Source organism: Peribacillus sp. NJ4 (genome assembly GCF_030348345.1).
Classification (GTDB): Bacteria; Bacillota; Bacilli; order Bacillales; family DSM-1321; genus Peribacillus.
This window is the reverse complement of the sequence record NZ_JAUCFQ010000001.1, coordinates 4,070,242-4,085,884: the sequence shown is the minus strand read 5'-3', so window position 1 is coordinate 4,085,884 and position 15,643 is coordinate 4,070,242. Positions and strand designations below refer to the sequence as shown.

General features: G+C 40.1%; 10 protein-coding genes and 2 pseudogenes. 9 read left to right on the top strand and 3 right to left on the bottom strand.

From position 1 onward, the window contains the following. Positions 1-102 precede the first annotated feature (102 nt). Positions 103-1,190: pseudogene (locus QUF94_RS20300) on the top strand (CotH kinase family protein). A 159-nt stretch (positions 1,191-1,349) separates the two neighbouring features. Next, entirely contained in the window at positions 1,350-2,303 is a 954-nt protein-coding gene (locus QUF94_RS20295) for a TRM11 family SAM-dependent methyltransferase (RefSeq protein WP_289317418.1), read from the top strand. A gap of 156 nt (positions 2,304-2,459) precedes the next feature. Here QUF94_RS20295 and QUF94_RS20290 read toward each other — a convergent pair whose 3' ends face one another. Together QUF94_RS20290 and QUF94_RS20285 are read right to left on the bottom strand one after the other, a co-directional pair. Further along, complete coding sequence (locus tag QUF94_RS20290) at positions 2,460-3,656, bottom strand: M14 family metallopeptidase (RefSeq protein ID WP_289317417.1); 1,197 nt, start codon at positions 3,654-3,656, stop codon at positions 2,460-2,462. Between the two features lie 248 nt (positions 3,657-3,904). Next, positions 3,905-4,870: an MBL fold metallo-hydrolase gene (locus QUF94_RS20285; RefSeq protein ID WP_289317416.1), complete on the bottom strand. Its 966-nt coding sequence runs from the start codon at positions 4,868-4,870 to the stop codon at positions 3,905-3,907. A gap of 315 nt (positions 4,871-5,185) precedes the next feature. Between QUF94_RS20285 and QUF94_RS20280 the strand changes: the two genes are divergently transcribed. Next, complete coding sequence (locus QUF94_RS20280; RefSeq protein WP_289317415.1) at positions 5,186-6,163, top strand: 2-hydroxyacid dehydrogenase; 978 nt, start codon at positions 5,186-5,188, stop codon at positions 6,161-6,163. A gap of 647 nt (positions 6,164-6,810) precedes the next feature. Next, on the top strand, positions 6,811-8,034 hold the full coding sequence (locus tag QUF94_RS20275; RefSeq protein WP_289318453.1) for a multidrug effflux MFS transporter: 1,224 nt from the start codon (positions 6,811-6,813) through the stop codon (positions 8,032-8,034). Positions 8,035-8,112: 78 nt separating this feature from the next. On the opposite strand, the gene QUF94_RS20270 is transcribed toward QUF94_RS20275, so the two are convergent. Continuing rightward, complete coding sequence (locus QUF94_RS20270; protein WP_289317414.1) at positions 8,113-8,898, bottom strand: SDR family oxidoreductase; 786 nt, start codon at positions 8,896-8,898, stop codon at positions 8,113-8,115. 206 nt (positions 8,899-9,104) lie between these two features. Here QUF94_RS20270 and QUF94_RS20265 point away from each other — a divergent pair, with 206 nt between their 5' ends. The 5 genes and pseudogenes from QUF94_RS20265 (at position 9,105) to QUF94_RS20245 (ending at position 15,635) form a co-directional block, all read left to right on the top strand. Beyond that, entirely contained in the window at positions 9,105-10,091 is a 987-nt protein-coding gene (locus QUF94_RS20265) for a Gfo/Idh/MocA family protein (protein WP_289318452.1), read from the top strand. 108 nt (positions 10,092-10,199) lie between these two features. Further along, positions 10,200-10,508: an iron-sulfur cluster assembly accessory protein gene (locus QUF94_RS20260; protein WP_289317413.1), complete on the top strand. Its 309-nt coding sequence runs from the start codon at positions 10,200-10,202 to the stop codon at positions 10,506-10,508. A gap of 21 nt (positions 10,509-10,529) precedes the next feature. Further along, the gene (locus tag QUF94_RS20255) at positions 10,530-11,651 is read left to right on the top strand and encodes an NADH-dependent flavin oxidoreductase (RefSeq protein WP_289317412.1); all 1,122 of its coding nucleotides are present in this window, start codon (positions 10,530-10,532) and stop codon (positions 11,649-11,651) included. 332 nt (positions 11,652-11,983) lie between these two features. Continuing rightward, positions 11,984-13,393 (top strand): GH1 family beta-glucosidase, encoded by a 1,410-nt coding sequence (locus QUF94_RS20250; protein WP_289317411.1) that lies wholly within the window; start codon positions 11,984-11,986, stop codon positions 13,391-13,393. 602 nt (positions 13,394-13,995) lie between these two features. Continuing rightward, positions 13,996-15,635: pseudogene (locus QUF94_RS20245) on the top strand (SulP family inorganic anion transporter). The last annotated feature ends 8 nt before the right edge of the window (positions 15,636-15,643 follow it).

Sequence of the window (15,643 nt, the reverse complement as noted above, 5' to 3'; positions counted from 1 at the left end):
TTGCTAAAGATAATCCCCAGTCTTTTTAAAAATAGTGTTTTTTTGGTGACACCCTTCGCTTTTTTTCCATAATTTAAAAGGAAAGTGAAAGGGAAGGGTTATATGAATGCTGACAAGAAGCTGCCTATGTACCAGCTTTTTATTCCACCAGTTAATTTAATGGAACTTCGCAGAGATATATGGTGCAATGATCCTTTACCGGCAAAGTTAACACTTAACAGAAAAAAACTGGATATTGATATTGTTTACCGTGGCTCACATATCCGCGGTTTTCGCAAAAAATCCTATATGTAGTCTTTTAAAAACCTAATACTTATAAGAATGCCAAGGAAGTTCATTTAAATGCCGAATATAAAGATAAATCTTTACTAAGAAATAAATTATCTTTAGACTTTTTGCGGATATAGGCACCTTATTACCGAACTCCCAGTTCGTTTTCCTGAATCTGAACGGAAAGGACGAAGGGATATACCTAGAATTGGAATCGGTGGATGAATATTAGTTGAAGACAAGGGGGCTGCCCAAGGGTGCCATTTTCTATGCAGTGGATGGTGATGCCAATTTCTCATTGATGAGCGATTTGGATAAAGGAATCAAAAAATCATTGGAGATGGGATATCAAAAAAAATGGGGAACAGGAAAGGATGAATTACATTTACAAGAGTTGATCATTCAAATCAATACAATTTCAAGGGGGATTTTGAAAAGGAAATCGTAAAATATGTCGATGTGGAAAAGTACCTGCGCTGGCTGGACGGACTCATATTCACGCAAAACTATGATGGGTTTGTCCATAACTATGCCTTGTATCGAAATGGAGATACAGGACTCTTTGAAATAATCCCATGGGATTATGATGCGACATGGGGCAGGGATGTTAATGGGAAAGTGATGGAAGAGGATTATGTGAGAATCGAGGGATTCAACACATTGACTGCTAGAATCCTTGATGTTAGGGCATTTCGTGTTCGATACCAGAGTCTTCTAAAGAAGATTTTGAGTAATCGGTTAACGTTGGGTATATGAAACCTATCATTCAGGAAATGCATGATCAAATAAGACCTTATGTTCCAAAAGACCCGTATATTAATGGGGGGGAAGAAAAATTTGACAATTAGCCCGGATTTATCCTGAAATTCATGGAAGCCCGTGCAAAGTATATAAATAGCCGGCTGTTTAAATTGGATTAATACTTTTCTTTAGTGATGGAAAATGGAAAAAACAGCAGGAGTGCTGAAAGAAAATCACTCCTGCTGTTTTTTCTGCGCGATTCCATTTGCTTTTCTATACTATTACAGCTATGTTTGATAGAAAGATATAATCTAAAGTAAATGAAGGATGGGAATGGATTGACTAATCATAGCCGTAAACCGGCATATATATATACCTTTACATGCACCCCTGACGAACGCGAATTATCTAAAATGGAGATGCGCTCGTTCTTTGGCTTTGAGACTTCAGGAAATATTTTAAAAAGTGATATAGAAATTGAACCGAGCAGAAGTCCTTTTATGAAAGGGCGGGTCGATGTCATGTTTGAAGGGGAAAGCATATCCGAAATTGTTGAGCAAGTGAAGGATATTCAATTGCCGGATTCGACGTTCAAAGTATTATTCGTAAAAATTAATGATCTGACTAAAGAAGCAAAAATAGATTATCAGGGACAGCGTGAAATTGAGCGTGAAATTGGCTGGCACATTCAGGGGAATGCCGATGTACGTAATCCTGATCAGGTTTACGGAATCGTGCCCCTGGGAGGCCGTTGGTATTTTGGGAAATATGTCAAACCTGAGTCTGTTTGGTTACATCATATGAAGAAGCCGCGTGAATATTCAACTGCACTTAGCACAAGAGTGGCGAGAGCCATTGCCAACATAGCCGTTCCACATCCTGATGGAGTGAGGGCCATTGATCCGTGCTGCGGAATTGGAACGGTATTGGTAGAGGCACTATCAATGGGGATAAATATTGTTGGCCGAGATATCAACCCACTTGTTACTGACGGTTCTAGAGAGAATATTGCCTATTTCGGACTCGAAGGTGATGTAACTACAGGTCCGATTTCAGCGGTCACCAGTAAATATGATGTAGCGATTATCGATATGCCTTACAATTTGTATACGCATGCAACGCCGGAGGATCAGCTATCGATCCTTAAACATGCCAGGAGCTTTGCTGACAAGGTCGTCGTCGTAACGATTGACACGATGGATCATATGATTGAAGAAGCAGGATTTGAAATTGCTGATCGCTGTGTAGCCAGGAAGGGTATTTTTTCCAGACAGGTTGTAGTGTGTGTGTGAGCTTCGTCAGCAAGAAAAGGCTGAAATCTTTAATTGGATATGGACTTACCCCTGTCAAGTAGACAACTAAAAAAGGCTATGCTGCCATCTGGCTTCGATATTCAACCGGTGCCAGATGGCGGACAAGCCCCCTTTGCAATTAAGTTTCAAAATTGACTAGATTCCGGGTGTAGATGAACTTTCAGGGATTTTTTCATAGTCTGATGGATTAAGACTATGAACCGATCCATCTGTTACACCATTGATAATACCCATTAGCCCCGTTTCAACCGTTTTTACGAGCTGGCCTTTCTCTTTTTGCCCAAAGTTTTGTGTTTGACCACTAACTTCAAATAGAACCGTCCCACTTCCGTTTAAAGCAAACGTCCCTAAAGCAGTTCCTGGCAGGTCAATAGATTGATCGTATAATGAAATATTTGTAAAAACTGAATTCCCTTTTGCTTGTAGTGCGTTATACGCAGTAAGTGTCAACTGACGGGAGAAATCATATTTAAAATTATCTGCATACTCTGCATATTTAGCACCTTCTGGAGTGCTTGGGTTAGGAACGAATTTTCCTGATATTGACATAGTTACACGCTCATCAGTTCCTTCGATATATGGGAACCCTTGGTGATGAAGGTCGATAAAAACATCCACTTTCCCGAATTTCGATTTTAACCCTTTATATGTGTCACGTACCGTCTGCGCTTCGGGTGTAATAAACCAGCCCGGCTTTTCAGATGCCCCCGGGAAGTCTTGAGGCTTTGGTACATAGTTTAGGTCAGGATTAAAGTCACGATTAACATCAAATCCCGGTTTGCTAGCATAGTCGTCTCCTGATCTGGGAGTAGTGTAATAGTTCCAAGTAGGTTTCACATTAGAAAGATGGGGGAATTTCCCTACAACCTCAGACCATGTCATCTCATTTCCACGACGATCAAGCTCGGAGCCGTCTACGTTCATCATTGGAATAGCAACAATTGTTAGTTCATCAAGCATTTTCTTTACCTCAGGTGAGTTACTTTGACCAAGGTTGTTAAGAATGTTCAATAACGCAACAGTTCCAGTTTTTTCATTTCCATGAATTTCACTTTGAATAAGAACGACTTTGTCACCATGACCGACAGTCACTTTTTGAATGGAACGACCCTGATTTGTTTGTCCAGCCACTTCAACATTGACTTTCCCTGCACTCGCTTGCTCAAGTTGATTTAATTTTTTTACAAGTTCGTCATAATTAAGGAATGCTTCGGTAGAAAGATTCGTTCCACCTGTCGTATTCGGTCCTCTTTCAGCTAAGCTGACATTTGGGCCAAGTAATGCTGCGGCTACTACTGTTGAACTTAAAACCTTTAAAAATTTTCTTTTCACATTCATTCTCCTGTTCTGAAAATAAATAACATTCAGATAATAGATTCTTCATTTTCTAATCGTTTTCCTGTTCGATTAATTAAAACACCCAAATAGGCCTATGTATTTCAGATTCAAGTGATTTACATATTTTTTCTAGACATAGTAAAGTCCCCTACAAGTGTGAGTGTAAAAGGCTACGGATTATTCCGTAGCCTTTTACACTTTCCACTTAGTGGGGATAATATCAATTTCAGCCTTTTTTGATGTCATTTAGCTTGATAATGTACTACATTTTCAACGAGTTGTTTCGTGACCTTCCCCTGATATTCTAAATAATCCAAATGGCCGATGATTTCTGACATGACGAGCGGGAATTCTGCTATATACTTTTGTTTGTAAAATTCCTTTGCCAGTTCATTGCCTGTAGAAATTCCAGATTCTATCAAGGCCAGGATTTTTTGTGATTTTCTTTCTATGCTGTTGAGTCTTTTTTCAATCAGATGACCAGGTTGTTCAATGATGTTACCATGACCAGGCAAGAGTAGATTCACCTGTAATGCTAAACATCGTTTTAAGGAATCGATATGATCTACAAGAGTCAGCATCCTATTACCGTTTTCATCAGGTTCGATCAAGGCATTGCTTGATATATGTTCAATCAATAAATCACCGGCAAGAAGCCGTTTCCCTTCTTGGTCAAGGAAAGCAATTTGATCCGGGGCATGCCCGGGAAATTCGATCACTTCAAAATTCAGCCATTGTTTTTCCGTGATCGCGATGATGTCACCATTCAATTTTTGATCTTTATTATTATCGACTGCGTTGAATAGGTAAGCCACTTGTTTATCTCCAAGTTCACCACAGCCCATCTCATGGTAAAGCTGCTTATAAAAATTAATTCTCATACTTAAGAAGTCAGGATCCCTTTTTAAACGGGGAATGGATTTAGAATGGGCATAAACGGGAATCGGATGGAGTTCGGTAATCCGGTTGACCAAACCAACATGGTCTCCATGGTGATGGGTTAACAAAATTTCCGTGATATCTCCAACGGTAAATCCATTTTCGTTTAATGTTTGCTGCAGTGCATTCCAGCAGACGTCATCATTCATACCTGCATCGACTAATGTTAAAGATTCATCCTGTTTAACTAAATAAAAGTTTATACTTTTTAAAGATAAAGCGCTTGGAGCTATAATTGGATAAATTTTAAATGTTGTATTCGTTTTCATGAACGTCCCATATCCTCCTAAATCGAGATAAACTTCATCTGGAAAATTGCGATATTACTAATGACCGAATAGATTTAAAGGGTTATTATTCTATGATTAGTTGAATGAACTGAAACTGTCAAGCGGAAGCTTTCAGGCAAACGAGAATTTAATAATTGGGAATGAATGGTCTATTCATCTAATTTATTTTAAAATTGAATAAACAAGATGATTATTTAGCCAATATTCTTGAAATGGATTGTTGTATGTGAATATGAAATGAACACTGAATGTGTAACGCGTTCTATGAAATGAAACGGTATGGGAGGTTATGGTTTGAAGACTAAAATTTATATTACAAGGAAATTGCCGGAACAAATCATCGATGGACTTAGTGGGAATTATGATGTCAGGATGTGGGACCAAGAGGATATACCGGTCCCTAGGAAAGTCCTTGAAGAAGAAATGAAAGAAGTCGAGGGGCTGCTATGCTTATTGACGGAACAAATCGATGAGTCACTGATTGAACAGGCGCCTAATCTGAAAATCATCGCGAATATGGCAGTGGGCCATAATAATATTGATGTTCAAAGTGCAACAAAACGGGGCATCATGGTAACGAACACACCGGGGGTTTTAACGGAAACGACAGCTGATTTAACCTTCGGCTTACTGCTTGCAACGGCGAGAAGGATGATGGAGGCAGAAGATTATTTAAGGAGTGGAAGGTGGGAAACATGGTCGCCGATGCAGCTGACCGGACAAGATGTACACGGTGCAACGCTTGGTATCATCGGGTTAGGTAGGATTGGGGAAGCCCTTGCAAAAAGAGCTAAGGGATTTGATATGAACATAGTTTATTTTAATCGAAGCCGTAAATATGAACAGGAAAAAGAATTAGGAATCGAATATCAGCCCCTTGAAAAATTGCTCCAACTCTCGGACTTCGTTTGTGTCATGCTGCCGCTCACACCGGAAACCACTTACATGATTGGCAAGGAGCAGCTGGAATTAATGAAAGGGACGGCTGTGCTCATAAATACCGCAAGAGGCGGGATTATCGATGAAAAGGCGTTGTACCAGGCGCTGGAAAACCGAGAGATTTGGGCGGCTGGATTGGATGTATTTGAAGAAGAACCCGTTCCCGTGGATCACCCGCTGCTAACATTGCCCAATGTGGTTACATTGCCGCATATCGGGAGTGCCAGTATTGCCACAAGATTGAAAATGGCAGCTCTTGCTGTACAAAACTTGATGGAGGGGTTATCTGGTGATACTCCCCGTAATTTAGTATTGTTGAATAAATCAAAATGACCCTAATAGGTGGTTTGGAATGGTCTCATCCCAAACCACCTATTAGGCTAGTTTATACTTTAGGGTTTTTTACTGTTTTATGAAACTCCTACTAGATTGAAGAAATTTGCAACACCTCCTGCCAAATAACTGGATACCGAGACTCCTCGTCGCTCTTCGCGCCTGTGGGGTCTGCCTTGGACGCGCTTTTCCCGCAGGAGTCCCGTACCTTCCTTTACAATCAACTGGAATGGTTTTTTAGAAAAAAATAGTAGGCAAACTCGCTTTTCCTCGAGTTTGCCTACAGTCTGAAATTACTCCAAAATGGGGTTATTTTTTATGGGGAATGTCCATTGGATTTTTTTTAGCCGAAGCTGAAAATAATGCTCAACTGGAGTTACATCCGAAGGTGGGGAATTGTTTGGACCTTTAATAGTTTTCCTTTGGTTCGTAGCATCCTCACATATATTTCCTGATATTGATTTGTCCTTTTCAGGAGATTTCGGAGTTTTGAAGCATGTGTTTAATTTATTGGTGAAAGGAAGAATCCAATTCAAGGGAAGCATACTTATCGTAAATTGTCCGGATTTTTTGTAAACTAAAGAAATCCGGGTTTTATTTAGGAAAAACAATTAGTTGAAAGAGGGATAGGGGTAATAATGATTGAAATGAAGGAAACGATATCATCAGGCAACGAAATGACCAAATCCAAAAGGCTGTTGATGGCGCTTATGCTGGGGTCTTTTGCTGCGATTGGACCACTGTCACTTGATATGTATTTACCGGGTCTCCCGACACTGGCAGAGGATCTGAAAAGCAGTACGTCTTTAGCCCAGCTGAGTTTGACTGCCTGCTTGTTAGGATTAGCTTTAGGCCAAATTTATTTAGGGCCGCTAAGTGATGCAAAGGGAAGACGGACACCGTTAATCATATCATTATCCATTTATTGCATTTCATCTCTGTTATGTGCTTTTGCTCCATCCATAGAATTGCTTTTATTATTACGTTTTATCCAGGGTATTGCGGGAGCTGGAGGCATTGTCATTTCAAGGGCCATAGTTCGTGACCTTTTTTCAGGAACGGAATTGACCAAGTTCTTCTCCATGTTAATGCTGGTAAATGGAGCGGCACCGATTTTGGCTCCAGTTTTTGGCGGTCAGCTTTTGCAGTTCACTTCTTGGCGGGGAGTTTTCATTGTCATTTCAGTATTAGGTATCCTTATGGTTGCGGCTGCATTTTTTGGGATAAAAGAAACTTTATCTCCTAATCTCAGGAGTGCCGGTGGGATAAACGATACAATCAAGATTTTTGGGAATTTATTGAAGGACCGAGTGTTCATGGGCTATGCTTTTTCACAAGGTTTCATTAGTGCCGCCATGTTGGCTTATATTTCCGGATCTCCTTTTGTTCTCCAGAATATTTATGGGGTTTCCCCACAGACATTCAGCCTGATTTTTGCAATAAACGGAATTGGGATCATCATTGCTTCCCAAATTGCCGGAAAGCTGGCAGGGAAGGTTAAAGAAGAAAAACTGCTTCAGATAGGACTATGTCTTGCTTTGTTTGGAGGAATATTCCTTCTTGCCTCAGTCCTTCTCGAAATCGGGTTGGCAGGAATCTTGGTCGCTTTGTTCCTCTCCGTTTCCAGCGTCGGTATTGTGGGTACAACGAGTTTTTCTTTAGCGATGCAAAATCAGAAAAAAACAGCAGGCAGTGCTTCGGCTTTAATTGGACTGCTTCCTTTTATATTAGGATCAGTAATGGCTCCGCTTGTGGGCTTAGGCTCAGGTGAGTCCTCCTTGCCGATGGGAGTTGTGATGGTAAGTTGTCATGTCATCGCCATGTTCGCTTATTTGATTCTTGCCCGTCGCGGGTTAAGGCGAGTTGCTTAAAAAGGAAAAAGCTGAAATCCTGAAGTGGGATTTCAGCTTTTTCCTTTTAATGGGTTTGTATGAGGACTTAAGTATGAATCATAATAGTGATTCTGCTCCATCGATATAAACTTCCGTGCCCGTAATATGGGAGGACATGTCTGATGCTAGGAACAATACGAGATCACCAGCTTGTTCGGTAGTCCCTGCTTTCTTCGCCAGGGGCTGAGAGCCTTCCGGATATTCAATGGGAATCCTGATTTTTTTTAGGTTTTCATCTTCCGGGAAGGTGTTATCATGAATATTCGTATCGATGGCGCCGGGACAAATGGTATTTACCCTGATTTTATATTTTGCCAATTCGAGTGCAGCCATTTTACCAAAAGCGACTTGTCCAGCTTTGGATGAGCTATAGGCGGAAAAACCAAAATTCTTGAAATATCGGTTTCCATTGATGGAGCTGTTAATAACGATGCTGCCACCCGTTTCCTTCATATAGGGAATGGCGTATTTAATGGTGAGAAAGGTGCCTTTGAGGTTGATGGTATGAGTCTGATCCCAATCTTCTGGCTTAATATCTTCTATAGGGGCGATCACTCCGTTGATGCCTGCGTTTGCGAATACAAAATCAATTTTCCCAAAATGGTCATAGGCGACCTTGTAGGCATGTTCAACTTGCTCAGCCTTGGAAACATCCGTTTTAATGATTAAAGCCTCTCGGCCCAGGTTTTCCACTTCTTCTTTCACCTTTTCGGCATTTTCGACTGTACGGTCAAAAAAGATGATGTTGGCACCGTTTTCAGCTAGTTTCAGTGCTGCACCCCGGCCAATTCCCGATCCTCCACCGGTAATGATGGCAACTTTGTTTTTCATTAAATCTGTCATAAACTTCACACGCTCCTTTTAAGTTTTTCTTTCCCGTTTAGGGAGTATGTAGAAACATCATGGCAGTGGTAATATAGAAAAATTATAAACGAATATTGCCTAAAAAATCCAATTTAAACCATTGACAGTGTTCATTTTACTTTGTTTTTCAGTGAAATGTCTGTATATTGAGGACATGATAAATTAGCTTGAAAGGGGATAGGATGTTGATACGATTAGGGGTAATAGGTACAAATTGGATCACGGAGCGATTTTTGGAGGCTGCAAAGCATGTAGAGGATTTATCGTTAACCGCAGTGTATTCACGTACAGAAGAGAAAGCCAAGGAGTTTGCCAATAAGTACGATGTACATACGACATTTACAAATTTAGAAGAAATGGCGGCCAGCGATGATATCGACGCTGTATATATAGCCAGCCCTAACTCTCATCATTGCAGGCAAGCCGTGTTATTTTTACAAAATAAAAAACATGTATTATGTGAAAAGCCAATGGCCTCGAATGCGGCAGAAGTAAAGGAAATGATTGAGGCTGCAAAACAAAATGAAGTGCTATTGATGGAAGCGATGAAATCAACCATCATGCCGAATTTCGAAAGTATAAAGGGGAATCTGGATAAAATCGGGAAGGTACGACGTTTTTCAGGAAGCTTTTGTCAATATTCATCACGTTATGATGCGTATAAACAAGGCACTGTGCTGAATGCATTCAATCCTGAATTCTCCAGTGGTTCTTTAATGGATTTAGGAATTTACGTCCTCTATCCACTTGTTGTACTTTTCGGTAAACCAAATAAGGTGCAGGCATCAGGAACGATGCTTGAATCAGGAGTTGATGGACAGGGGACGATCTTGCTTTCCTATGATGAAATGGAGGCAGTCGTCATGTTTTCCAAGATTACTGAATCCAATTTGCCAACGGAAATTCAAGGTGAGCTTGGAAGCATCCTCATTCAGAAAATTTCTGGACCTCAAGCTGTGGATATCCAGTATCGGGATGGAACCACTGAAAACATTTCGGCTAAACAGGATATGCATACGATGTATTATGAAGCGAAAGAATTTGTTGAATTGATAAAGCAGGGGAAAAAGGAATCGGATATAAATTCATATTCGAATTCACTGTTGACTATGGAAATCATGGATGAAGCAAGAAAGCAAATCGGCGTCGTCTTTCCATCAGACGGATTATAAGCACTAATTGGACATGGCCAAGAAGGAAGGGTATAAATGGATGTTACTGATGCCCCTTAATTGGGTAGAATTCAGTACATGGAAATTTTTATTGTTGGAGGAATGGACATGAATTGTAAAATTAATCGTAATGCAGCAAAGGTCTTACAAAAAATGCTGAGCACTGAAGAAGCCGAAGGGAAAATGATTCGTGTATATATCACCCATATGCATGGCGATCATGCCCATTATGAGATGAAACTAGATACACCTGCAGAGCATGATGAAATCGTCAAAACAGATAAAGATATCGATATTTTGCTTGATTCACGTGAGGAATTTCTGGATGGTGTCTGGATTAAATATTTTTATGTACCTGAAGAAGGCTTTGAAATCACGAACCCTTCCAAGGAGCCGCACGGACATCATCACCATTAAGATTAAAGGGGGAGGATTGGCATGAATCAAAAATACGAAAAGATCTTTCAACCATATAAATTTCCATCAGGGGTAGAAGTGAAAAATCGTATCATGATGGCACCTATGACCACTTATTCCTCGGATGATCAAGGGTTTGTAACCGATGATGAACTGGCCTATTACGCTGAACGCTCGGCAGGTGTAGGTGCGGTGGTCACGGCATGTGCCTATGTATCTGCTGGAGGAAAGGGATTCCCAGGTCAATTTAGTGCAGATGACGATTCATTTATCCCATCTTTGAGAAAATTAGCGGAAACGATACAGTCTAACGGGTCAAAAGCGATATTGCAAATATATCATGGAGGCCGGCAAAGTCCGCCGGAATTATTGCCTGATAACCAACCTGTTTCTGCAAGTGCCATTGCTTCCAGCGAGAAAGCACCGGTACCGCGGGAAATGAGTGAAGATGAAATTCAAGGCGTAATTAAGGCATTTGGAGAAGCAACAAGAAGGGCCATCGAAGCGGGATTTGATGGTGTGGAAATCCATGGTGCCAATACGTATTTGCTTCAACAATTCTTCTCGCCGCACTCAAACCGTCGTACGGATAACTGGGGAGGAACACTGGGAAAACGATTGATTTTCCCGCTTACCATTGTGAATGAAGTCGAAAAATCGGTTGCTGAGCATGCGGAAAAGCCATTTATCATTGGCTACCGAATTTCTCCTGAAGAAGGCAGCGATCCTGGAATCACTTTAGATGATACGATCCAGTTTGTTGATAGATTAGCAAATCAAAACCTGGATTATCTACATATATCGGTAGGTCACTTCTGGAATGGATCTTTCCGTGAGAGTGATAGGACAAAGTCGCGCATCGTTAAAATTTACGACAAAGTAGGGAATCGTATTCCAGTTGTCGGTGTAGGATCCCTGCATACACCCGATGAAGTTGCAGAAGCTATGGAAACGGGTGTCCCATTTATCGCACTTGGCCGTGAACTTCTTATGGAACCGCATTGGATTGAAAAAATCAGGTCTGGAAAAGAAGGGGAAATACGGACGACCCTTTCGAAAAAGGATCAGGAAGAACTTGTCATTACAGATCCTCTTTGGGAAAAGTTGATTCATATAAAAGGTTGGCTCCCGGTTGTGGAGTGATTAGCACCATCTTGAATATGTGTAACCCGTCCTCCAAAGGTGGACGGGTTTTGTATTTATTCATATGAAACTAAAAAACGAAATGTAAGTTATTTATCTTTTACTAAAAAAGAGAGATTGATTCACAGAATTAACTTCTTTTATTTTAGGTTTCTCTTTGACACTGGATTTAATCATTCCTATACAGTAAATACTACCTTTAATGGTTATGTTATTACGAAGATTATATAGTCAAATATTGAATAAAATTATAATCACATTAATATTTGTGCCAATGAATAAAATATATTAGTATCAATTTAATAAGCTGGTATAAAAACGGAGGGTTTATTATGAAGTTTCCACACGATTTTTTATTCGGAGCAGCTTCTGCTTCTTTTCAAATAGAAGGAGCATGGGATGAAGATGGTAAAGGTATAACGAATTGGGATGTTTTTTCAAAGATTCCGGGGAAAACATATGAAGGTACAACCGGAGATGTAGCCATAGACCATTATCATCGTTACAAAGAAGATATTAAATTAATGGCAGAGATGGGACTTGAATCGTATCGGTTTTCCATTTCATGGGCACGTATTTTGCCCACAGGTGACGGAGAAGTAAATGAAAAAGGCTTGGAATTTTATAATAATGTAATAAATGAATGCTTAAAATACGGGATAGTTCCTTTTGTTACGCTGTATCATTGGGATTTACCTTTGACGCTTGAACAAGATGGAGGATGGACGAATAAGCGAACAGCTGAAGCATTCGTCAAGTATGCAGAAATTTGTTTTAAGGCATTCGGAGACCGCATCAAACATTGGATCACGTTTAATGAAACGGTTATGTTTTGCGGATTGGGCTATTTAAAAGGTGCGCACCCGCCTGGTATCCAAAATGATGAGAATAAATACTTTCAAGCGACACATTACGTGTTTTATGCACATGCGAAAGCAGTAGAAGTATACAAGGCACTGAATCATTACGGTGAAATTGGGATTACCCATGTTTTCTTACCAGCTTACAGCATAGATGATAAGCATGAGAATGCATTAGCTGCCCGACATGCCAATGAATATGAAACTTTTTGGTATTATGACCCAATATTAAAAGGTGAATATCCAGCTTATGTGGTTGAGCAATTAAAGGAGAAAGGCTGGACGCCAAGTTGGACCGAAGAAGAACTGGATACGTTAAAAAGAAATGCGGAAAAGAATGATTTTATTGGACTTAATTATTACCAGCCCATTCGAGTGGAAAAAAATCGGGAAGTCGTTTCATCCATGGAGCATTCAAGAGAAACATCTACTCTAGCTCCAGGGAACCCATCTTTTGATGGCTTTTATCGGACCGTGAAAATGGAAGATAAAACATATACAAAATGGGGGTGGGAAATCTCTCCTCAAGGATTTTTAGATGGGCTTCATATGTTAAAAGGGCGTTATGGTGATATTAAAATGTATGTTACGGAAAACGGACTTGGTGATGAGGATCCGATTATTGATGGTGAAATAGTGGATGTTCCTCGTATTAAATATATTGAGGAACATTTAAAAGTGATTAAGCGTGCAATCAAAGAAGGCATTCACTTAAAAGGGTATTACGCTTGGTCTGTCATCGATCTATTAAGCTGGTTAAACGGGTATAAAAAGCAATACGGATTTATTTACGTGGACCATCATGATCAATTAAACCGAAAAAAGAAGCTGTCGTTTCATTGGTACAAGCATATTATCGAGACGAGAGGAGAAGAGCTGTAAATAGAAAGAAAACCTCTTGATATTAATCAAGAGGTTTTTGTATATATAGACCAGTAAATGATTGAACGAATAATAGGGAAATTATATCGACCATAAAAGATAAGTTTGGAAAAAACGATTCTGTAGTATCGGGAATTATGATCAATATTTGTTTCAAGGCTACACCTTGAGATGAGTGGGGAATTAGTCGAAAGTTCAAACTTCCCGGTTTGTAGTCTATATCTCCAGGATCAAACTAACTAGACTGGAAGTATGGTCCCGGATTGTAATGTATATGTAAAAAAAATCAAAAAATGTAAACAAATGTTTACAATGCTAACAATGTACAGTTTTACGTTTTACTGTATAATGTTGAAGCGTGGCCAAGAACCATGTCAAATAACTTAACAAAGGAGATTACATATGACGATTATTTCTTATTTTTGAAAGGTCCCCCGTATGTTTGTAGTGAACCAATCAGTCCCGTTGAAAGAATAGTATCCTCTACAATAGTTAATATTGATATCGATTGAGTAACTCCCTCTAAAATGAAAGAATATCTTTTTCCTGATAATGGTAGATCCCAATCTTAAAAAACGACTAAGGATGTGAGTTTGAAAAGAATGATAAAAGATTCCAGATTCCAAGGATATAACATGAAGGGTTTTCAAAAGGACGTAACGGCAGGATTGGTTGTAGGTGTTGTGGCCATTCCTTTAGGTTTGGCCTTTGCAATTGCTTCAGGCGTCGAACCGATATACGGATTATATACGACCATCATCGCTGGAATCCTCATATCGATTTTGGGTGGCTCCAAGTATCAAATTGGAGGACCGACCGGAGCATTTGTACCTTTATTATTTGGTATCGTTATGCAATATGGATATGAAAGTCTGCTAATTGCCGGGTTTTTAGCGGGGATGATATTAGTCTTGATGGGCCTTCTTAAGTTAGGAAATTTGATGAAGTTCATTCCCCGTCCTGTCATCATTGGATTTACTACAGGAATTGCGATAATAATCTTTTCGGGGCAGATTGCCAGCTTCTTTGGCATGAAAGTGGAAAAACATGAATTTTTTATAGATAACATGAAAGAACTGGTGATTAATGCAGACAAGATCAATATATATAGTGTGATTGTTGCGGTCATTTGTTTCATCGTCATCCTGCTGGCACCTAGACTTTTGCCGCGAGTGCCAGCTCCACTTCTGGGTCTGCTAATATCCACAATGTCTGCCTATTTTTCATTTCCCGATAAGGTGGCTACGATTGGTTCCACTTATGGAGCGATTCCGAGAGGTTTTCCGGAATTCCAAGTGCCGGAGCTTTCAGTGGAGATCATTATCACACTCCTTCCAGTTGCTTTTACGATTGCCTTGTTGGGCGGTGTCGAGTCATTGTTATCCGCTACCGTGGCCGATAACATGGGGGGACCAAGCATGATAGTAATAAGGAATTGGTTGCCCAAGGGATCGCGAACATCGCGACTCCATTCTTCGGTGGGATACCGGCAACAGGTGCTATTGCCAGGACAGCTACCAATATAAAAAGCGGGGCAGCCTCTCCGATGTCAGGAGTCATTCACGGCATTGTCGTTTTATTGGTCTTGCTTGTCCTTTCTCCATTTGCAGCGCATATACCTTTGGCTAGCATGGCACCCATATTGATGTTTGTTGCCTGGAATATGAGTGAAAGAAAGGAATTCGCCCATGTATTGAGAACGAAGACTGCTGATTCTGCCGTTTTGCTAGTCACCTTTCTCGTCACTGTCTTCACTGATTTAATCATGGGAGTGGGGATTGGCTTATCGATTGCCTTCATCACCTTCATTGCAAAAATGAGCCACACGTTAAAGGTTAGGGAAAGAAGTCATGAGATTACTGAGATTGTTCCTATTGATAATTCTGATTCAAAGATCAATGTATATAACTTGGAAGGTCCTCTCTTCTTTGGTTCGATTGATGTCCTGGAGTCATCGATATTAGCGAACGTGGATAATAAGACGAAGGTGTTGGTATTAAGCATGCGCCGGGTAACATATATGGACACTTCAGCAGAGGCTGCACTATTGGCGATTGTTAATCGTATCGGAAAATATAAGGGGAAATTAATCATTTCTGGAATCCAGCAGCAACCAAAGGAATTGCTACTCAGCACCGGATTATATCATAAAATAGAAAAACAGCACTTTTTTAAATCGAAGGAAGATGCTCTGTATTTTGCCAAGAAGCAGCTGAAGGGTAATTCGGATAAAGTAGTCTAATAGATTCA

Bases quoted from the DNA above. Each gene is read 5' to 3' on its own strand.
- QUF94_RS20285 (WP_289317416.1), bottom strand. From the start codon at position 4,870: ATGAAAACGAATACAACATTTAAAATTTATCCAATTATAGCTCCAAGC.
- QUF94_RS20275 (WP_289318453.1), top strand. From the start codon at position 6,811: ATGAAGGAAACGATATCATCAGGCAACGAAATGACCAAATCCAAAAGG.
- QUF94_RS20270 (WP_289317414.1), bottom strand. From the start codon at position 8,898: ATGACAGATTTAATGAAAAACAAAGTTGCCATCATTACCGGTGGAGGA.
- QUF94_RS20260 (WP_289317413.1), top strand. From the start codon at position 10,200: ATGAATTGTAAAATTAATCGTAATGCAGCAAAGGTCTTACAAAAAATG.
- QUF94_RS20255 (WP_289317412.1), top strand. From the start codon at position 10,530: ATGAATCAAAAATACGAAAAGATCTTTCAACCATATAAATTTCCATCA.
- QUF94_RS20250 (WP_289317411.1), top strand. From the start codon at position 11,984: ATGAAGTTTCCACACGATTTTTTATTCGGAGCAGCTTCTGCTTCTTTT.